Here is a 19,929-nt window from a genome sequence, read left to right as displayed (position 1 = left end):
CACCGCGCGCGCCACCGTACGAACCCGAACCACCGCGCGAATCACCGCGCGAACCGCCACCGTACGAGCCGGAGCCGCCGCGGGAGTCCCCGCGCGAACCGCCACCGTACGAACCCGAACCACCGCGGGAGTCGCCGCGCGACCCGCCGTAGCCGGAACCACCGCGCGAATCGCCGCGCGAGCCCTCATAGGATCCGCGGGACGAGCCGCCGTACGACTGCGAGTCTCCGCGTGATCCGCCGCGCGGCGAACCACCGCGCGAATTGCCATATGAATCGCCGTCACGCGATGACGCGGACCTGTCGGTCCGGCCTCGGGCGGCCTGCGAACCGCCCCTGGGCGATTCGAAATTACGTTTACTACGGTCCGGTGTGCCATCTCGGCGAGCGGGAGTATTCACGTTGTCCTATTTCAATCCTCGGTGCCGAGGTCGATATTCGCCTCGGCTGGTTTTTTCAGCCTGGTGAACCGTGGGTCCGTATCCAGGCTCTCGTTGATCTCGTCGATCAGGTCGACGCCCGGGAGCAGCGGCGCCAACGGCGGCAAATCCGCCAGGGACGCGAGTCCGATCCGTTCCAGGAACAGTTCGGTCGTGACGTACAAAGTGCCGTTGGTCTCCGGGTCCGTTCCGGCCTCCGCGACCAGCCCCCGCGCCAGCAGGGTCCTGATCACGCCGTCGATATTCACGCCGCGCACCGCACTCACACGGGCCCGGGTAACCGGTTGACGATAGGCGATCACCGCCAGGGTTTCCAAGGCAGCGCGAGTGAGCTTCGAACGTGCGCCGTCCAACAGCATACGTTCCACGTAGGGCGCGAATTCCTGCCGCGTGTAGTAACGCCACCCATCCCCCACGAACCTGAGATCCATACCACTGCGCCGATCGGACAATTCGGCCGACATCTCGCGCAGCGCCGTCTCCACCCGCAACGCCGTCGCGTTCACCGCGTTCGCCAGCAAATCCACCGGCGCCGGCGCGTCCACCACCAGCAACATCGCCTCCAACGCCCCCCGGAACTCGACCTCGTCCAACGTTTCCGAGTCGAGCGGATCCACCTCATCCCCGAATTCGAGACTCGTCTGCCCCGGCTCCCCAACCCCCTCGGCCCCGGCCTCCTCGAACGCGGCGACACCCTCCGCGCGCTCGGGCACCTCCGACTCGACGCCCGTCCCGGCATCCCCGGTGTCGTGGGCAATGTCACCTAGGACGTCGCTCTCACCACCCGGCTCCTGGGTCGCGTCATCCAGGTTCCGCACTGCCTCGGTCACCCGTAGTCCTCCTCGATGGTTACCGGTTCGGGTCGGTCGCCCGGCTCGCCCACGTAGCTCACCGAGAGTGGGCCGAGTGGATCGGACTGATCGAACTCGATCGTTTTGCCGCGGTAGAGCTCCAGCAGGGCCAGGAAGCGGGCGACGATTTGCACCGCTACCTCGCAGTCGTGGCAGATCTCCGCGAAGGTGGTCCAGCCGCCTATGCCGCGGGCCTTGAGCATTTCCAGTACCAGGGCGGCCTGTTCGGCCACCGAGATGGAGTGGTTGTGCAGATGGTCCAGGCCCACCTTGGGGATCGGGCGGGGGCGGAACGCGGCCGCGGCGACCTCCGCGAAACCCGCGGCATCGACTCCCAGCGTAACGTCCGGCAACAACTCCAGGTAGCGCTCTTCCAGCGAGACCGCGCGCGGATAGCGTTGGAGCGCAGCCGCCTCCAGCTCGCCCAGCAACTCCGCGACCTGTTTGAAGGCGCGGTACTGCAGCAGGCGGGCGAACAGCAGGTCGCGGGCCGAGAGCAATTCCAGGTCTTCCTCATCGGAGACCTCGCCCGAGGGCAGCAGGCGGGCGGCCTTGAGATCGAGCAGGGTGGCCGCGACGACCAGGAATTCGGTGGTCTGATCCAGGATCTTGTCCGCGCGCAGGCCCTGTTCGGTGGACATGCTGGCGGTCAAAGCCTTGGTGTAGGCGATGAATTCGTCGGTCACCTTGTGCAGGGCGACCTCGGTGACATCGAGCCGGCGCGAGCTGATCAGCTGCAACAGCAGATCAAATGGACCCTGGAAGTTGCTCAACTGGAGGTGAAATCCGGTCTTCTTGTCTGAATTGACCGATTCCGTCGGTGTTTCGGGCGCGACGATATCCGCGATGACACCACTCACGGCATCGGGACCCTCGGGCAGCGGTGTACTCACGTCCACCGGGTCGGGTGCGGACGCGGGTTCGAACGCATCGCTCAACGGCCCGACCGGAGGATGACTTCCCGCGCCATGGCCCGATACGCTTCCGCGCCACCGGATTTGGGCGCCCAGGTGGTGATCGGCTCACCCGCGACACTGGCGTCGGGGAAGCGCACGGTACGCGAGATCACCGTGTCGTAGACCAGGTCGCCGAAGACCTCGACCACACGCGTCATCACCTGCCGGGAATGCAGGAGGCGGGCATCGAACATGGTGACAACGATGCCGTACAGCGCCAGCTCCGGATTCAACCGGTCCCGCACCTTCTCCACCGTGTCATTGAGCAATGCGAGCCCGCGTAGCGAAAAGTATTCGCATTCCATCGGAATGATCACACCGTCCGCGCAGGCCAGCGCGTTCACGGTGAGCAGACCCAGGGACGGCTGGCAGTCGATGAGGATGTAGTCGTAGCGGCTGCGCAGGGGCGCGAGCGCGCGCCCGAGCGTGTGTTCGCGGCCGACCTCGTTGACGAGCTGGATCTCCGCCGCCGACAGATCGATATTGCTGGGCAGCAGGTCCATATTCTCGACCTTGGTGTTCATCAGCACCTGATCGACGGTGACCTTGCCCGGACCGACCAGCAGATTGTGCACGGTCTGATCCAGATCATGGTGCGCCACACCCAATCCGGCCGAGAGCGCACCCTGCGGATCCAAATCCACCAGCAGCACCTTGCGGCCGTACTCGGCCAGTGCCGCACCGAGATTGATGGTGGAGGTGGTCTTGCCCACCCCGCCCTTCTGATTGCACATGGCGACAATCAGCGCGTCCCCGGTGTGATCGGGTGCGGGCGGCTCCGCGATCTCACGCAAAGGACGTCCGGTCGGACCGAGTTCCGCGCTGCTGGCGACATCCGGCGCCTCCCACAGGGTTTGCGCGGCGGTTTCGATCCGCTGGCCCGCACCACCGGCTTTCGTCACGTCCGCTGCTCCTTCGACGTTCCTGCCCTTGCCCCGCCCCGCCCGAAATGCCGTTGGGCGGCGCGCCCGGCCGCGTGTGCGGTCCGGTATCTAACAGACGCTACCGCCTGTCGCTCCCGTACCCACGTTCGGACACGCACCCTAAACCTGCACTTCAGACAGGGAAAAAGCCGTCCAGTCCTGCGCTGACGCTGGTCGGGGCCGCTTTCCCGTTGTAGCCCTTCGGGATTGACCCATTCTGAAGCCAGACACCGGCATCGGCAGGGTTACGCCCGAATCCGAGCCGAACGGGGTGAAAACATGCGATGAAGCATGCCGTGCCCACCGCCGATTCGTCACGGCCGGGCATACCGGTGTCCATGTTTCGCGGGAACACGCGTCAGGGACGCGCCAGGACGGCCTAGCGGGCGCGCGGATGGGCGGTGGCCCAGACCTCGTGCAGCGTGCCGACGGTGACCAGGGTGTAGATCTGGGTGGTGGTCACCGAGGCGTGGCCCAGGAGCTCCTGGACGACGCGAACGTCCGCGCCACCGTCCAGCAGATGGGTGGCGAAGGAGTGGCGCAGGGTATGCGGGGAGACGTGGGCGGCGATACCGGCCCGCTCGGCGGCGGAATGCAGTATCTGCCAAGCGGTTTGGCGTGATAGTCGGCCGCCGCGATGATTCAGGAACAGCGCCGGATTGCCTTTGCCGCGCACCGCGAGCGCGGGACGGCCCCGGACCAGGTAGTTGTCGACGGCGGCCAGCGCGGGCCGGCCGATGGGAACCACGCGCTGCTTACCGCCCTTGCCGCGCAACAGCACCGCGCGTTCGGCGGCATCGATATCGTCGACGTCCAGGCCGACCATCTCGGAGATGCGCGCACCGGTGGAGTAGAGCAATTCCAGCAGCGCGCGATCGCGCAGACCGCGCGGGGCGTCGGCGCTCTCCCCGCCGGTGGCGTCGAGCAGGCGCGAAATCTGGTCGTACGGCAGCGCTTTGGGTAATCGCCGCGCGGGCGAGGGCGGTTTGACCGGATGCGCCACATCGGCCTCGATAATGCCCTCGGCCGCGGAGAACCGGTGCAGCCCGCGCACCGCCACCAGCGCCCGCGAGGCCGAACTGGCCGCCAGCGCCGGATGATCGGCGTCGCCCGAGCGCATGGACACCATGAAATCGGCGATATCGTGCTCGGAAACCCGCGCCAGGGTATCGATTCCGCGCCCCTCGAGAAAACCCCGATACCGCACCAGATCCCGGCGATACGCGGACAGCGTATTGCGCGCGGCACCCCGCTCGACCGTCAAATGGTCGAGGTAGGCGTCGATCTCGCGGCTCAGCACGCAGACATCATGGCAGCAGGTACCGACAGTCAGCCGCACCACGACAAATCCGGCGCGGCCCGGCGCGCGCCTGCCGTCGGGCCGCTATCCGCGGGTGGTCAGCCCCGGGCTGCTTTGCGTTCGAGGAAGGCGGTGGGCAGGCCCGGCCAGGGGGCGTCGGCGGGGCGGAGTTCGGCTCCGGTGGCGCGGGCGGTCATCAGGGCTGTCACGCCGGCGACCGCGGTGGCGTTGGTGATCTCACCGGCGAGAGCGGCGCGGACGGCTTCGGCGAGCGGGACGCGCAGGAGCTGGATATCCGCCTCTTCCAATTCGGGTTCGGGGCGGTCGGTTTCGTAGAGGCCGGAGGCGAGGTAGATGCGCAGCGCCTCATCGGTGAATCCGGGCGAGAGCGCGATATCGACCAGTACCGACCACTCCCGGGCGGCCAGCCCGGTTTCCTCGGCCAGCTCACGCTTGGCGGCTTCGAGCGGATCCTCGCCCTGCTTGTCCAGCAGTCCGGCGGGCAACTCCAGCAGCCGCCGTCCGACCGGATGCCGATACTGGTTGATCAGCACCACATTGTCGTCCTCGTCGACCGCCGCGACCGCGACCGCGGCGTGGTGTTCGATCACCTCGCGTTCGGCGACCTTCCCGCCGGGCATGACGACCTGATCCAGCCGCAGCGCCAGAATCGCCCCCGAGTACACGGTGCGGCTCGAGACGGTATCGAATTCATGTGTTCCGGGCGCGGATTCAGCCATTGGGCAACCTTATCTGTCGATCGGACCCCGAAACGCCGACGGCCCGGCGGATATGGGTTCCCACCATCGGGAACCCGCTCCGCCGGGCCGTATTTCGACGTGCGAACGTCAGCTGGTCACTTTCTCGCCCTCGGCGGCCTCCGGCATATCCACCGGAAGCTGTTCGGCGAGCTTGTAATCCAGCGCCGCCGCGATGAGCGCCGCGAACAGCGGATGCGGGCGCGTCGGCCGGGACTTGAGTTCCGGATGCGCCTGCGTGGCAACGAAGAACGGATGCTTGTCCGCGGGTAGCTCCACGAACTCCACCAGATTGCCGTCCGGCGAGGTGCCGCTGAACTTCAGTCCGCTCTTGGCGATCTTGTCGCGGAAGGAGTTGTTCACCTCGTAACGATGCCGGTGCCGCTCGGACACCTCGGTGGCTCCGTACGCCTGCGCCACAACCGAACCGGCCTCGAGTACCGCCGGGTACGCACCGAGTCGCATGGTGCCGCCCAGATCGGCCTCACCGGCCACGGCCTGCTGCTGATCGGCCATGGTCGAGATGACCGGATACTTCACATCGGGCTCGAACTCGGTCGAATTGGCATCTGTCAGACCGACCGACCGCGCCGCCTCGATCACCATGCACTGCATGCCCAGGCACAGGCCGAGGGTCGGAATGCCGTGGGTGCGCGCGTAATTGATCGCACCCACCTTGCCCTCGATACCGCGGATGCCGAAACCGCCCGGAATGAGCACCGCGTCGACATCGGCCAGATGCGATTGCGCACCGGCCGGGGTCTCGCACTCATCGGACTGCACCCAGCGGATGTTCACCTTGGCCTTGGAGGCGAACCCGCCCGCCCGCAATGCCTCGGTGACCGAGAGGTACGCGTCCGGCAGATCGACGTATTTGCCGACCAGCGCCACGGTGACCTGCTCGCGCGGGTTGTGCACCCGATCCAGCAGCCCGCCCCATACGGTCCAGTCCACATCGCGGAACGGCAGCCCGAGACGGCGCACCACGTACGCGTCCAGGCCCTCGCGGTGCAGCACCTTGGGGATGTCGTAGATCGACGGCGCGTCCGGGGTGGAAATGCAGGCGTCCACCTCGACATCGCACATGAGCGCGATCTTGTTCTTGAGCGGCTGCGGCACCTCGCGGTCGCAACGCAGGATCAGCGCATCGGGCTGGATACCGATATTGCGCAGCGCCGCCACCGAATGCTGGGTCGGCTTGGTCTTCAGCTCGCCCGAGGGACCCAGGTAGGGCACCAGCGAAACGTGCAGGAAGAAGCAGTTGTCCCGGCCCACATCGTGCCGGATCTGCCGGGCCGCCTCGAGGAACGGCTGCGATTCGATATCGCCGACCGTGCCGCCGATTTCGGTGATGACCACGTCCGGAACCTGACCGTGCAGGTCGGGTCCGGCCATGGCCAGAATGCGATTCTTGATCTCATCGGTGATGTGCGGGATGACCTGCACCGTGTCACCGAGGTATTCGCCGCGCCGCTCCTTGGCGATGACGGTCGAATAGATCTGCCCCGTGGTGACATTCGCGTCCTGCGACAGATCGCGATCGAGGAAGCGTTCGTAATGACCCACGTCGAGGTCCGTCTCCGCGCCGTCCTCGGTCACGAACACCTCACCGTGCTGGAAAGGGTTCATGGTGCCGGGATCGACGTTCAGGTACGGATCCAACTTCTGCATCGTCACGCGCAGACCGCGTGACGTAAGCAGCTGACCGAGGCTGGAGGCGGTCAGACCCTTACCGAGTGAAGAGGCAACGCCACCGCTGACGAAGATGTGTTTCGTGGCCGCGCGCGCCGGAATCCGTGATTGACCCACGGGACTTCACGGTAACACGTCTTGCGGATGCCGATCGAATGCCACGCGCGCCATCCGGTCCCGTTCCGGCCCGCTTGCCCGGTGGTAGCGCCGATATCGCCCGCGCTGCTCGCGAATCGGTCAGCGCGGCATGGCGGCGACTGTGAGCGAGGTCGCCCTGGCACCGGTGCCGTATCGCCCGGTACCACCGTTCAGCTGCTCGGTGAGGCCGAGCACGGTGGTGAGGCGGCCGATGGCGTGATCCACATTGTCGACGGTGGTGATGGTCGCCAAGGGGGCTTCATCGCGGGCCACGGCGATCGGTCCGGGGCCTTCGGCGGCACCGTGGCGACCCGCGAGCACCACGCCCGCGCTATGCGCCCGCAAACCACCGGCGAACCTGGCGATGATGGTGCCGCGATTGTTCTCCCCGGCGCGCGCGCCGTCGCCGGTGACCACCACGGCCAGCTGCGCGGGATGCACCTCACCGAAAGCGAGGAAGCCGCCGCCGCGCAAGGTTTCCAGCGCGAGTCCGCGTTCCTGTTCGGTGCCGCGCGGCTGATTGCTCACCGGATCGGTGAGTAGCACCTGGCCGAGCAGATCCCCGCCGAGACTGCCCTGATCGGCGGCGTCGATCTGCAATTTCGCGCCCGCCGGAACGACATTGGTGAGCGCGGTGCGCAGCCGATCGCCCTCGGCGGAATCGGTGAACGCACCGGTGAGCGCGACCCGGCCGGTGACCGTTGCTCCGGCGGCGGTCAGCGAATTGGTGACCGCGTCCGCATCGGCGTTATCGGCGTCGGGGGTGGTGAAGACCAGCACGGACTTACTGCCGAGACTGCCCGCGAGCACCTTGGCCGCCGACCCGGTGAGAAAATCGTCGGCCGCCTTCAATTGCTCTGTGAGCCTGGTGTTCTCGGCGGTCAGCGCATCGACCCGCTGTTTGTCCGCGGAGCCGGGAAAGAATCCGTCGCTGTGCGTGCGGGTGCCGAGCACCACGCCGAGCGCGAGCGCCAGAAAGACGGCCGCGATCGAAACCGCGTGGTGCCGAAAGGAAATCATGGGTCCCCTATTTCAGGTGGCGATCGAGCTGGGTCTGCATCCAGTGCGCGCCGCGATGCCAGGTGTCGGCGATCCAATCGGTGACCTCGGTGCCCATATGCGTGGCCAGCAGCGCGACGATCAACGCGACCAGCGCGGCCAGCACCACCAGGGCGACGGCCCAGCCGGAACCACGGTGCCGGTACAGCGCCGCAACAGCTTTCGCGTCCATTAGTTTAGTGCCGATCTTCAACCGGGTCAGGAAGGTGGCCGGGTTGGAATCGCGGCGGCCGCGATCGAAGAACTCGTCCAGGGAGACGGCCGCACCGGCGGTGACGATCAGACTCGCGCCGTGATGATCGGCCAGCAGCAGTGCCAGATCGGCGGCCGCACCGGAGGACGGGAAGGTGGTCGCGCCGATGCCCAGATCCTGGATGCGCTCCAAACCCTTTGCGTGCCCATCGGTATCGGCGGGCAGGATCACCTCGGCCCCGCATTTGAGCGTGGTGGCGGTGATCTCTTCCGGATCGCCGACGATCAAATCGGGGCGATATCCATTGCGGGTCAAGGTATCCGCACCGCGCCCGACGCCGATGAGCACCGGCGCGTACTCCTTGATGAACGGTTTGATGCGCTTGAGATCCTCGGCGTGATCGGGTCCGTCGCCGACCACCACGACGTGGCGCTTCTTCATGTCGAGCGCGACCTCGGGCACCCCGATGCCGTCGATGAGCAGTGAGCTCTCGGTGCGAATGAACTCGATGGTGTTGCCCGCGAACGCTTCCAGATGATCGGCCAGACCGTTGCGGGCCTCGATCATGCGCTCGGCGATCGAGGTTTCGGTGAGTTCGATGCCCTCGATGAGCGCCTCGGGCTCCTTCTTCACCACCTTGTCGGCGAAGATGACGCTGCCGTCGATGCGAACCCTGGCGCCGTCCTTGATCTTGGTGAAGACATCGTTGCTGAGCGCGTCGATGAGCAGAATCCCATTGGCCACCAGTACTTCCGGGCCCAGATTGGGATAGCGGCCGGAGATGGACGGCGAGGCGTTGACCACCGCCGCGACACCCGCCTCGACGAGCCGGTCGGCGGTCAGCCGATCCAGGTCCATCTCGTCCAGAACGGCCACGTCACCGGGCCCGATGCGTTGCAGCAGACGCCTGGTATTGCGGTCGACCCGGGCCATCCCGGTGATACCGGGCAGCGATTCGGTATTACGCGACAGCAGGGCCAGCATCTTCATAACGATCGATCATTACCGCAAACCCTCAACCATTGGTGGAGGCGCGCCGGTCCGCGAAGGGATCGTCTCAGTCGGACTGTGTCCTTACCAGACGGTAAGTATATGCTCCGGACAACGGTTCGAGAGGAGACCCACCGTTATGGCCAGCACCACCGTTGATACTGTCCTGCCCGCTTCGCGCGACCGCGTCTACCAGCTCTTCGCCGATCGCGATGCCCTCAGCTCCTATCTGCCGATTCAGATTTCACTCAAGAAGCCGGGCATCGGCAGCCCGTCCGGCGTCGGCGCCCAGTACCTGCTCGGACTCGGCGGACTCGGCATCACCGAGGAGACCACCGAACTGGTTCCGGGTGAGCGCATGGTCTACCGGGTCGTGAAGGGCGCGCCGGTCAAGCGGCACGTCGGCACCATCACCTTCGCCGACGCCCCCGGCGGCACCCGCGTGGTGTACACGATGGAGTCGGACCCGAGCCTGCCCGTGCCCGCCAAGGTGCTCGAAGCCGGTCTCAAGAGCCTGATCAACGTCTTCCTCGGCGGCGTCCGCAAGGCCGTCAAGTAGGTCGCACGCATACGGCGAACGGCCCGCGGAGTTCCCTCCGCGGGCCGTTCTCGTTCCGAAATCCGTTCGGCCGGAACTACTTCGGCTGGATGTAGTACGAACCGTAGGAACCGACGCAGTCGTAGTCGTTCCATTCACCGTTGTCCATACCGCGATTACCGCGGCCCAGGCATTCGGCCAGGCTTTCGAACGGGCCCAGCGAATTCTGGTTCGGCTGGGCCACCTGGGCACTGCCGGAATCGAGCGGGCCGGCGGTCGCGGTGGCCGCGGCCCCGGTCACGAGAGCACCGGCGCAGAGTGCGGCGGCGGCAAGACGGCTGAAAGGCATCATGGTCGAATCTTTCTGTAGGACTTGAAGGTTCGAGACTGTCAGGCGGGCGCGAGCTGCTGCATGATGGCCGCGACATCGAGCCAGATGTTCTCCCGGCTCATCCGACCGTCGCGGAATTCGCAGACGTGCAGAATGCGGAAGTCCACCGGCCGATTCCCGCCGGGAATCCCCAGGAAGACCCCGGGAACCCGGCCGTACCAATGGGATTCGTCGACCAGAAAATCGTCACCGTAGTACCGGTGCAGCGTCTCGAACTTGTCCTCGTCGAGTGCCGCCAGCAGACCGTCGTAGCGCTGCCGAATGGCGGTGTGATCACGCAATATCCCGCCTGGATCACCGACCACATCGTGTTCGGCGTCAGCAGTGAGCGTGTCCAGGATCGCGTCGACATTCTTGCTCGCCTCCCCGGCCGCATGTCTGGCGAAGAGTGCGTCCATCTCATCCCGCGTCATGACTGTTCCCTCCTGTTTTGTGAGACTCTGCTATCTTCATGAGATGAGCTTCTCACGTCAAGAGAAATTTCTCACGACAGGACGGCACAACCAGAAGCAGCGAACTCGACAGGCACTGCTGGACGCCGCCATCACACTCGCCAAGGAGGGCAGGCAACCCTCCATCGCCGAGGTGGCCGACGCCGCGCGGGTCTCCCCCGCCACGGCCTACCGGTACTTTCCCAATCCGCAATCGCTCTGGGCCGATCTGGCGACCCAGCAACGCACCCGGCGTGACGACTTCACAGGAATCGTGGACGAACTCGCCGGCACCGCGGAGGAACGGGTGGAAACGGTGGTGCGTTCCACCTCGCAGATACAACTCGCCGATGAGGCTCTGTGGCGCAATGTATTACGCGCCACCCTCGATCGCTGGTTCGAACAAGCGGATATGCCGGAGTCCGAACGGGTTCCGATAAGGGGAATCACCCGACTCCAGATGACCCGCACCGCCCTGGAACCACTATCGGACCGGCTCACGCCCGAACATCTGGATCGGCTGGCCAATGCCATAGCCATCGTCTTCGGCGTGGAGGCCATCGTCAGCACCCGTGACACCTGTGGTCTGTCGCCCGAGGCCGCCGTCGATCTGATGGCATGGTCCGCCCAAGCCCTCGTGCGCCAGGCACTCGCCGAAGCCGAAGGCCGCCACACCGATTGAACACCCAGCCCGATTGAACACAAAGGTCCGGCGGAGCACGAGGGGTGCTCCGCCGGACCAGAGTTCAGGTCTTGCTTCGACTCAGCTTGCGGCGGTGACCTTTTCGGCGTCGGCCGTGGTGAGCAATTCCCACGCGTGCGCGCGGCCGGTTTCGGTGTCGTCGAGACCGGCGAGCATGCGGGCCAGTTCGACTACGCGCTCATCGCGGGTCAGGGCGCGGACGCCGGATTTCACGCCCTTGCCGTCATCGACCTTGTCGACCACCAGGTGGGTGTCGGCGAAGGCCGCGACCTGGGCGAGGTGGGTGACCACGATGACCTGGTGGGTGCGCGCCAATCGGGCCAGGCGACGGCCGATTTCGACCGCGGCGCGACCGCCGACACCGGCGTCGACCTCGTCGAAAACCATGGTGGTGCCGTGTTCGGAACTGGCGAGCACCACTTCCAAGGCCAGCATGATGCGCGAGAGCTCACCGCCGGACGCGCTGCGGCTCAAGGGCAGCGGCTGTGCGCCCGAATGCGCGGCGAGCCGGAATTCCACCTCGTCCACACCGGTGGAACCGGCATGCAGTTCCTGGCCGTCGACCAGCAGCGGCGCGGAATCCTGCACCCCGGCGGGCATCGGGCGCACGCCGACCTCGAGCCTGGCGCGGCCCATGGCCAGACCGCCGAGTTCGGTGCTGACGGCGCTGGCGAGCTTGCCCGCGGCCTTGGAGCGCGCGACCGTGAGTTTGCGCGCGGCCTCGCGCACCTTCTCCGCTTTGGCCTCGACGTCGGCGGCCAGCGCCGCGAGGGCCTCCTCCGAAACATCGAGGGATTCCAGCCGCGTGCGGGATTGATCCGCCCACGCGATGACCCCGTCGATATCGGGCGCGTATTTCCTGGTGAGCGACTTCAATTCGGCCTGACGGGTGAGCATGGAATCCAGCGCGCCCGGATCGGACGGCAGATCCGACAGATAGGAGCTGAGTTCGGTGGCCAGATCCACCACCACCGAAATCGCTTCGCCCAGACGGGGAGCCAGTGCGGTCAGCGCGGGATCCTCGGCCGTATCGAGGCGGGCACGCGCACCGCCGAGCAGCTCCAGCGCACCCGACCCCTCGCCCGGGGTGTCGGCGGGACCGGCCAGCGCGTCATGCGCGGCCGAGGCGGCCTCACGCAGCGAATCCAGATCCGAGAGCCTGCGCACCTCGGCGACCAGGCGCTCATCCTCACCGGGTTCCGGTGCGATGGCATCGATTTCATTCAGCGACTGGGTCAGATGATCGGCCTCGAGGGCCAATTCGCGACTGCGCGCGGTGCGTTCGAGCAGCTGATTGCGCGCCTCGAGCCAGCTCTTGCGCACCTTCTGATACTTGGTGAGCAGCGCCGCCACACCGTCACCGGCGAACTGGTCCAGCGCGTGCAGCTGCTGATCCGGGCGCTGCAACCGCAGCTGATCGTTCTGACCGTGCACGGTGAGCAGCGGTGTCGTGAAATCCGACAGCACCGATGCGGGCACGCTGCGCCCGCCCAGATGCGCGCGCGAGCGGCCGTCGCTGCCGACGGTGCGCACGGCGATCACGCTGCCGTCGTCATCGTGTTCGGCGCCGGAGGCTTCCATCACCTCCTTGACCTCGGAGACCGCGCCCTCGTGGACGGCGTCCACGGTGAAGCGTCCCTCCACCAGCGCGCGCGACGCGCCGAGCCGCACCCGGCCCGCATCGGCGCGGGCGCCGCTGAGCAGGTGCAGGCTCGTGACCACCATGGTCTTGCCCGCACCGGTCTCACCGGTCAAAACGGTCAAACCTTCATGGAATTGCGCGGTGGCGGTGGAAATTACGCCCAGCCCGTCAATCCTGATCTCTGTCAGCACTCGTGCTCTCCGTCCGTCGGCCTCGCCAGCCTGTCACGGGTAACTGGAACTTGCGCACCATCCGGTCTGCGAAGGGTGCGGAATCCAAACGCACCCAGCGCACCGGCTCGGCCCCGCGGACCGCCTCGACCCGGCCGCCCCGCGGCAGTGCGAGGGTGCGTCGGCCGTCCAGGAAAACTATTGCATCATGGCCCGTCGCAACGGTTTCCACCGCTATGCGGGACTCCGGGCTGGTGACCAGGGGCCGCGCGAACAGGGCGTGCGCATTACTCGGAATCACCAGCAGCGCTTCGAGTTCGGGCCACACCACCGGACCGCCCGCCGAGAAGGCGTATGCGGTCGAACCGGTCGGCGTGGCGATCAGCACACCATCGCAGCCGAAGGAGGAGACCGGTCGCCCGTCCACCTCCAGCACCACTTCGAGAACGCCCATGCGCGCGGCGTTTTCGATACTGGCCTCGTTCAGCGCCCAGCCGCTTTCGACGATCTCATCGTCGACGCGCACCCGGACATCGATGGTCATCCGCGTTTCGAGCGTGTAGTCACCGCGCACGACCTGCGATAGCGCCTCGTCGAGGTGTTCCGCCTCGGCCTCGGTGAGAAAACCGATGCGGCCCAGGTTGATTCCCAGCACCGGCACCGACGCGTCCCGGGCCAGTTCGGCGGCACGCAGGAAAGTGCCGTCACCACCCAGCGCCAGCACCATCTCACAGCCGACCGCCGCGTCCGGGCCGTGCGCCATGACGCGCACCGGATACCCGTCCGCCGCACCGACATCGTCGAGATCGAAACGCGTGCTGTAGGCCTCGTCCTCCAGCACCCGCAGGCCGATGCCGGCCTCGGCGAAAATCTTGGCCACCCGATGCGCGGTCTCGGTGATCTCGGACCGCCCCGGATGCGCGACCAGCAGGATCTCCCGTGCGGCGCCCCGCGAATTCACTGTGGTCCCTCCTGAACCGCCCGATCGATCAATGCCGCCACCCGAGCCTGTTCCTCCGCACTGTATGCGGCGGGGACAGAGCTCGCAGCGGACACCGTATCGCCCGGCACCGACAAGCTGTCATCGACAGCGCGAACGCCATCGGACTTCGCGGTGTCTTCCTGCGCGGCGGCCGATTCCGCCGCCTCCTTACGCAACCACAGGAAGTACTCGACATTTCCGGACGGACCCGGCAGCGGACTCGCCGTCACGCCCCGGGTGCGCAGGCCCAGCTTCGCCGCGGCGGCCGCCACTTCGCGCACCGTCTCCGCGCGCAGCGCCGGATCCCGCACCACGCCACCGGATCCGAGCCGATCCTTGCCGACCTCGAACTGCGGCTTCACCATGGGCAGCAGATCCGCCCCGGGCGCACAGCAGGCCGCCAGCGCGGGCAGCACCAGCGCGAGTGAGATGAACGACAGATCCGCCACCACCACATCGACTGTGCCGCCGATGAGTTCGGGGGTCAGCGCGCGAACATTGGTGCGGTCGTGCACTTTCACCCGGTCGTCGTTCTGCAGCCGCCAAATCAATTGGCCGTAGCCGACATCCGCGGCCACGACTTCCTTCGCGCCCTTGGACAGCAGCACATCGGTGAAACCGCCGGTGGACGCACCCGCGTCCAGGCAGCGTTTACCGTCGACCGAAACACCCTCGGCCTCGAACGCCGCGAGCGCGCCGAGCAGCTTGTGCGCTCCGCGCGAGGCCCACTGCACCTCATCGGGCTCATCGCGAACCAGCAACGCCGCGGCGGTCTCCACCCCCGTCGCCGGTTTGGTGGCCACACTTCCATTGATCAGGACGCGGCCCGCGCTGATCAGCTCGACCGCGTGTTCCCGCGATCGCGCCAATCCGCGGCGAACCAATTCCGCGTCCACCCGTGCGCGCCTGGCCACCTCAGATCTTGTCCACCGTTGCGAGTGCGTGCACCAGCACATCGTGCGCCTGCTCCAGAATCCTGGCGCGCCGCACCAGATCCGTGCCGTCGGACGCCGAATCCCGCGCCCCCGCCGACAATTCGGCCAGCAGCGCGTCCACTTCCGTGCGCACCCGCACCGGATCGGCGAATTCCTGATTCGCACCCGCCATATGCTGGCCCGGCAGCGGTATCCCCGGACGGGGACCCGGCGCGGGCTGCTGCGGATTAGACGTGGGCATACTCATCGTGGCGTCAACGCTACCCGAACTCGCATTCGAACAGTATCCAGCCCACGAGGTTCATCCAGTGTGTCCGATCGGCCCCGGCGGGTGCGCGGGTACGGAAAATCGGTGGACTCGACTGGCAGAATCGGGCAAATGGACCGCAACTTCGAGGAATTGATCGCGGAGGCTGATTCGGTCTCCGTCGCCGGCTGGGATTTCTCCTGGCTGGCCGGGCGCGCCACCGAGGAACGACCGTCCTGGGGGTATCAGCGGCAGCAGGCGCAGCGGCTCACCACCGCGCAGGCAGCGCTGGATATTCAGACCGGCGGCGGGGAGGTACTGGCCGAGGCGGAGCATTTCCCGCGCACCATGGTCGCCACCGAATCCTGGCCGCCGAATCTCGCCAAGGCGACTCGACTGCTGCATCCACGCGGGGCGGTCGTGGTCGCCGATCCCGATGAACCGCCGCTGCCGTTCGCGGACGAGGCGTTCGATCTGGTGACGAGCAGGCATCCGGCCACCATCTGGTGGGACGAGATCGCGCGAGTGCTGGAACCGGGCGGGGTGTACTTCGCACAGCATGTGGGACCGGCCAGCGTCTTCGAGATCGTCGAATACTTCCTGGGGCCGCAGCCCGAGGCGCGCAAGGGGCGCGATCCGGAGATCGAGGCCGCCGGGGCGCGCGCCGCCGGACTGGAGATCGTGCAGGCGCGCACCGAACGACTTCCCATGCGGTTCAACGATATCGGCGCGGTGGTGTACTTCCTGCGCAAGGTGATCTGGATGGTGCCGGGATTCACCGTGGCGCAGTATCGGGATCGGCTGCGCGATCTGCACGAGCAGATCACGACCCGGGGACCGTTCGAGGCATATTCGGCGCGGACCCTATTCGAGGCCCGAAAGCCCAACTGAGCCTTCGGGTCTCGAACAGGGTGGCGGCGCGCGAGGTGTGGATCCCGCCGGGATGACGACGGGTTAGCTCCCGTTCAGGCGGGCGGAGGATCAGTCCGTCGCGGCGGCCGGGGTCGCGAGGGTGATGGCGCGGCCCGGATGCTTCGCGAGCAGGGCGGCGATCACATCGGCGATATCGCCCTCACCGGGGATGACCGGGGCGGCGTCCGCGATCGGATGGTTCAGGGCGTCAAGGGTTTCCGCGATGTACGTGGGGAGACGGTCGATCGGCTGGGTGCGCAGATCCTCGAGGGTGCTCACACCGGTCAGGACCATGAACGATTCCAGGCCGACACAGTGCGCGCCGTCGATATCGGTGTCGAGGCGGTCGCCGACCACCAGGGCCTCGCGGGTTCCGGCGCGCACGAGTGCGTCTTCCAGCAGCGGCGCATACGGTTTGCCCGCCACCAGCGGTTCCCGGGCCGAAGCGGTGCGCAGGGCCGCGACCATCGAACCGTTACCGGGTGCGAGGCCGCGTTCGTTCGGGAGGGTCGCATCGGTGTTCGAGGCGACCCAGAGCGCACCGGCACGCAGGGCGTAGGCGGCCTCGGCCAGATCCGCCCAGGCGGTCTGCGGCGAATGACCCTGGACGACCGCGGCGGGAGCGACGCCGTTGAAACGGCGGATCGGTTCCAGGCCAACGGCATTCACTTCGGCCACCAGATCCTCGGTGCCGACGACCAGCACCGTCGAGCCGGGCTCCAGCCGGTTCGCGAGCATATGGGCGGCGGCCTGCGCGCTGGTGACGACCTCGTCTTCGGCCGCGCGATAGCCCAATTCGCGCAGATGCTCGGCCACCACGGGAGCCGAGCGGCTGGCGTTGTTGGTCACATAGACCAGCTGCTGGTCACCCGCGACCGAAAGCGCTTCCGGCGCACCCGGAATCACCTCCGGTCCGCGATACAGGGTGCCGTCCAGATCCAATAGCAGTGCGCCGAATCGATCCCGAAGCCGCATATCGCCGCCCTCTCCCAAAGTTCCCGGCCTACAGGTCGGCCGCCCCCGTTCGGGGACGGCCAGCCTACTAGGCCGATGTCACAGCCTGCCTTCGCGCGGCCACCGATTCGTATCGGCTACCGCGGTCACCTGGTTCGAATCGTTACTGCTCGTCGTCATAGGCCGCGGGCGAATCCTCGGATTTCACAGTGGACTTCGCGGCTTCCGGCTTCGTGGATGCGGCCTTGTCCGCCGCGGCCTTGTCATCGTCGACATCATCGGCGTCGGCATCATCGGCGTCATCGTCGTCGATGTCGTCGTCATCCTCGTCGTCGACGTCTTCATCATCTTCTTCGTCGGCGTCTTCGTCGTCCTCGGTGCCGTCCTCGACCTGGGCGGTCCAGTCCGGCTCGTCATCGGAGTCGTCCTCATCGTCCACGGCGACGGCGTTCGCGGTCCAGCTATTGCCCGAACCGCCCTCGGCCAGATCCGCGGCACGGTCCTCGGCGTCGGTCTCACCCTCGGCATCGGCGGAGGCCGCGTTCATGAACCAGGTCAGCGATTCCTCACGACGACCGGCGGCCAGCAGCGCCTCGGCGTAGGCGTAGAACAGCCGAGCCGACGCCGAACCGGTACGCGCCGGATCCAATTCGGGCGTTTGCAGGGTGACCACGGCCTGGTCGTACTGACCCAGATCCATGCGAGCGCCGGCCACCACGATGCGGAGTTCGGTGGCCTCATCGCCCTTGAGCAGGCGGGCCTCATCACTGCGACCCAATTCGATGGCCCGCTCGGGACGACCCAGACCGCGCTCACAGTCGGCCATGACCGCGAGCAGTCCGGAACCACCGGACATACGGCGCGCGGTACGCAGCTCGGACAGCGCCTCGGCCCACTCACCCGCGTGATAGGCCGCGACACCGGCGGTTTCGCGCACGACCGCGATCCGACCGGCCCGCTGCCGCGCGGCACGAGCGTGCGCCAGCGCCAGCTCGGGATCCTCGTCCAGCAGCTGCGCGACCATGATCAGATGCCGCGCAACGGATTCCGCATTGCTCTTGTCCAGGCTCAGCAGATCGCGGCGCACGGCCGGATCGAGATCGGCGGCCTGAACCTCATCGGGCAACTCCGGCTCATCCGGGCGACCCTCACGACGCTCGCCGCCCCGGGCACCGGGACCGCGCGCACCCTCGCCGCCGCGGCGACGGTCCGAATCCCCACCTGGGAAGGACCGCTCGGCCCGCTCCGGACGCTCGAACCGCTCCGGCTTCTCCGCGCTCTCGGCACGGGGCGAACGTTCCGGCTTCTCGAACCGCTCGGACTTGCCGAACCGCTCCGAACGATCCCGATCCGGGCGATCACCGCGATCGGGACGATCGGCGCGATCACGATTGAACCCGCCACCGGAATTGCCGCGATCACCGAAGTTGCTGCGCCCGAAGCTCTTACGATCGTCGCGATCGCCACCGCGGTTATCGCGATTGAAGCCACCACGGCTATCGCCACGGTTGTCTCCACCACGGCTGGAATTGTCCCGATCGCGGTTGAACCCGCCGCGCTCACCGCCCCGGCTGTCGCCGCCACGATTGAACCCGCCCCGGCTCTCACCACGACTGTCCCCGCCACGGCTATCCGAACCACGGTTGAAACCGCCGCGCTCGCCGCCGCGATTGTCGCGATCGCGGTTGAATCCGCCGCGCTCACCATCACGGTTGTCACGGTTGAACCCGCCACGGCTATCGCCACGACTATCCCCACCGCGATTGAAGCCACCACCGCGGTTGTCACCGCCGCGATTGAAGCCGCCACGATCGTTATCGCGACGCTCGCCACCGCGGTTATCCGAGCCGCGGTTGAAGCCGCCCCGCTCACCGTCACGATTATCGCGATTGAAGCCGCCCCGGCCGCCGCTGTCGCCGCCTCGGTTGAATCCGCCGCGCTCGCCGCCACGGCTGTCGTTCCCGCGATTGAAACCGCCGCGATCGCCCTCACGACGCTCGCCGCCACGGAAGCCACCGCGATCGTTATCGCGGCCCTCGCCGCGCGTGAATCCGCCCCGGCTGTCGCCGCCACTGCGGTTGTAGCCGCCTCGGTTATCGCTGTCACGGTTGAAACCGCCGCGACCACCGGAATTGCTGTCATTGTCGCGGCGGAATCCGCCACGATCGTTGTCCCGGCCCTCGCCGGAACGGTTGAATCCACCGCGCTCGCCACCGCCGCGGTTATCGCCGCCACGATTATCGGAGCCGCGGTTGAAGCCGCCGCCACGGTTGTCGCCGGTACGGCCGCCGGAACCGCCACGGCTGCCGCCGGAATCGCGGTTGTAGCCGCCGCGCTCACCGTCACCGCGGCCCGCGTTATCGCGACCACCGCGGTTGAAGCCGCCTTCCGGACGATCGGATCCGCCGCTACGGCGGAAAGGTTTGCGGCCGTCGTTATGCTCCGCCACGGTGGTCCCTCTCTATAGTTTGCCTGCGGTACCCGGCCGCGGCGCTGGCGCGCGTGACGGTCGGCGGGACGTTCTGTTTCCCACCACCACAAATTCAATCACGCACCGCTGAGCCGCCAAGCGGCACCGGGTCGTAAAACGCCGAAAGGGGACCCAGCAAGTGGGTCCCCTTTCGCGAAGGATGTTCCGGCGGTGTCCTACTCTCCCACACCCTGTCGAGTGCAGTACCATCGGCGCAGGTGGCCTTAGCTTCCGGGTTCGGAATGGGACCGGGCG

18 protein-coding genes, 1 rRNA gene and 1 pseudogene are annotated in these 19,929 nt (G+C 67.0%); 3 read left to right on the top strand and 17 right to left on the bottom strand.

All coding sequences use genetic code 11. The features are described 5' to 3' along the window. Nucleotides 1-411 precede the first annotated feature (411 nt). The 8 genes from scpB to steA form a co-directional block, all read right to left on the bottom strand. Entirely contained in the window at nucleotides 412-1,056 is a 645-nt protein-coding gene (gene scpB / locus AB0L82_RS08465; RefSeq protein ID WP_364635921.1) for an SMC-Scp complex subunit ScpB, read from the bottom strand. A gap of 209 nt (nucleotides 1,057-1,265) precedes the next feature. Beyond that, on the bottom strand, nucleotides 1,266-2,129 hold the full coding sequence (locus tag AB0L82_RS08460; protein WP_364635918.1) for a segregation/condensation protein A: 864 nt from the start codon (nucleotides 2,127-2,129) through the stop codon (nucleotides 1,266-1,268). Nucleotides 2,130-2,224: 95 nt separating this feature from the next. Further along, nucleotides 2,225-3,118, bottom strand: a complete 894-nt coding sequence (locus AB0L82_RS08455) for a ParA family protein (protein WP_364635915.1) — start codon at nucleotides 3,116-3,118, stop codon at nucleotides 2,225-2,227. Between the two features lie 430 nt (nucleotides 3,119-3,548). Next, complete coding sequence (xerD, locus tag AB0L82_RS08450) at nucleotides 3,549-4,469, bottom strand: site-specific tyrosine recombinase XerD (protein ID WP_364632909.1); 921 nt, start codon at nucleotides 4,467-4,469, stop codon at nucleotides 3,549-3,551. Between the two features lie 98 nt (nucleotides 4,470-4,567). Beyond that, a complete protein-coding gene (locus AB0L82_RS08445; RefSeq protein ID WP_364632907.1) occupies nucleotides 4,568-5,209 on the bottom strand; it encodes an NUDIX hydrolase in 642 nt (213 codons plus the stop codon). 108 nt (nucleotides 5,210-5,317) lie between these two features. Further along, complete coding sequence (locus AB0L82_RS08440) at nucleotides 5,318-7,036, bottom strand: CTP synthase (protein WP_364632905.1); 1,719 nt, start codon at nucleotides 7,034-7,036, stop codon at nucleotides 5,318-5,320. 120 nt (nucleotides 7,037-7,156) lie between these two features. Continuing rightward, nucleotides 7,157-8,077 (bottom strand): copper transporter, encoded by a 921-nt coding sequence (locus AB0L82_RS08435; protein ID WP_364632903.1) that lies wholly within the window; start codon nucleotides 8,075-8,077, stop codon nucleotides 7,157-7,159. A gap of 7 nt (nucleotides 8,078-8,084) precedes the next feature. Further along, nucleotides 8,085-9,299: a putative cytokinetic ring protein SteA gene (gene steA, locus AB0L82_RS08430; protein WP_364632901.1), complete on the bottom strand. Its 1,215-nt coding sequence runs from the start codon at nucleotides 9,297-9,299 to the stop codon at nucleotides 8,085-8,087. Between the two features lie 139 nt (nucleotides 9,300-9,438). Between steA and AB0L82_RS08425 the strand changes: the two genes are divergently transcribed. Next, a complete protein-coding gene (locus tag AB0L82_RS08425) occupies nucleotides 9,439-9,858 on the top strand; it encodes an SRPBCC family protein (protein ID WP_364632900.1) in 420 nt (139 codons plus the stop codon). Between the two features lie 76 nt (nucleotides 9,859-9,934). Here AB0L82_RS08425 and AB0L82_RS08420 read toward each other — a convergent pair whose 3' ends face one another. Both AB0L82_RS08420 and AB0L82_RS08415 read right to left on the bottom strand, forming a co-directional pair. Further along, the gene (locus AB0L82_RS08420) at nucleotides 9,935-10,189 is read right to left on the bottom strand and encodes a hypothetical protein (protein WP_364632898.1); all 255 of its coding nucleotides are present in this window, start codon (nucleotides 10,187-10,189) and stop codon (nucleotides 9,935-9,937) included. Nucleotides 10,190-10,227: 38 nt separating this feature from the next. Next, a complete protein-coding gene (locus AB0L82_RS08415) occupies nucleotides 10,228-10,641 on the bottom strand; it encodes an ester cyclase (RefSeq protein WP_364632896.1) in 414 nt (137 codons plus the stop codon). A 43-nt stretch (nucleotides 10,642-10,684) separates the two neighbouring features. Here AB0L82_RS08415 and AB0L82_RS08410 point away from each other — a divergent pair, with 43 nt between their 5' ends. Next, nucleotides 10,685-11,341, top strand: coding sequence for a hypothetical protein (locus tag AB0L82_RS08410; protein WP_364632895.1), 657 nt, complete (start codon nucleotides 10,685-10,687; stop codon nucleotides 11,339-11,341). An 81-nt stretch (nucleotides 11,342-11,422) separates the two neighbouring features. Here AB0L82_RS08410 and recN read toward each other — a convergent pair whose 3' ends face one another. Genes recN through AB0L82_RS08390 form a run of 4 tightly spaced genes read right to left on the bottom strand, consistent with a single transcriptional unit; the run spans nucleotide 11,423 to nucleotide 15,338 of the window. Beyond that, the gene (gene recN / locus AB0L82_RS08405) at nucleotides 11,423-13,195 is read right to left on the bottom strand and encodes a DNA repair protein RecN (protein ID WP_364632893.1); all 1,773 of its coding nucleotides are present in this window, start codon (nucleotides 13,193-13,195) and stop codon (nucleotides 11,423-11,425) included. Beyond that, nucleotides 13,173-14,135 carry an NAD kinase gene (locus AB0L82_RS08400; protein ID WP_364632892.1) on the bottom strand — a complete coding sequence of 321 codons (963 nt, stop codon included), beginning with the start codon at nucleotides 14,133-14,135 and terminating at the stop codon, nucleotides 13,173-13,175. The genes recN and AB0L82_RS08400 overlap by 23 nt, the downstream gene beginning before the upstream one ends. Beyond that, complete coding sequence (locus tag AB0L82_RS08395; RefSeq protein ID WP_364632890.1) at nucleotides 14,132-15,070, bottom strand: TlyA family RNA methyltransferase; 939 nt, start codon at nucleotides 15,068-15,070, stop codon at nucleotides 14,132-14,134. Before AB0L82_RS08395 ends, AB0L82_RS08400 begins: the two co-directional genes overlap by 4 nt. Before the next feature lies 1 nt (nucleotide 15,071). After that, nucleotides 15,072-15,338, bottom strand: coding sequence for a hypothetical protein (locus AB0L82_RS08390; protein ID WP_364632888.1), 267 nt, complete (start codon nucleotides 15,336-15,338; stop codon nucleotides 15,072-15,074). Nucleotides 15,339-15,470: 132 nt separating this feature from the next. On the opposite strand from AB0L82_RS08390, the gene AB0L82_RS08385 reads away from it, so the two are divergent. Beyond that, nucleotides 15,471-16,229, top strand: a complete 759-nt coding sequence (locus tag AB0L82_RS08385) for a class I SAM-dependent methyltransferase (protein WP_364632887.1) — start codon at nucleotides 15,471-15,473, stop codon at nucleotides 16,227-16,229. Between the two features lie 90 nt (nucleotides 16,230-16,319). On the opposite strand, the gene AB0L82_RS08380 is transcribed toward AB0L82_RS08385, so the two are convergent. From AB0L82_RS08380 to rrf, 3 genes and pseudogenes are all read right to left on the bottom strand, one after another. After that, nucleotides 16,320-17,225, bottom strand: coding sequence for an HAD-IIA family hydrolase (locus AB0L82_RS08380; RefSeq protein ID WP_364632885.1), 906 nt, complete (start codon nucleotides 17,223-17,225; stop codon nucleotides 16,320-16,322). 463 nt (nucleotides 17,226-17,688) lie between these two features. Beyond that, a pseudogene (locus AB0L82_RS08375) lies at nucleotides 17,689-18,408 on the bottom strand (hypothetical protein); the annotation flags it as partial. 1,429 nt (nucleotides 18,409-19,837) lie between these two features. Continuing rightward, nucleotides 19,838-19,929: ribosomal RNA gene (rrf, locus tag AB0L82_RS08370) — 5S ribosomal RNA — on the bottom strand; the annotation flags it as partial.

The organism is Nocardia sp. NPDC052001 (assembly GCF_040680615.1).
GTDB lineage: Bacteria > Actinomycetota > Actinomycetes > Mycobacteriales > Mycobacteriaceae > Nocardia.
Note: the sequence above shows the minus strand (reverse complement) of the source record. Positions and strands in the feature narration are given on the sequence as shown.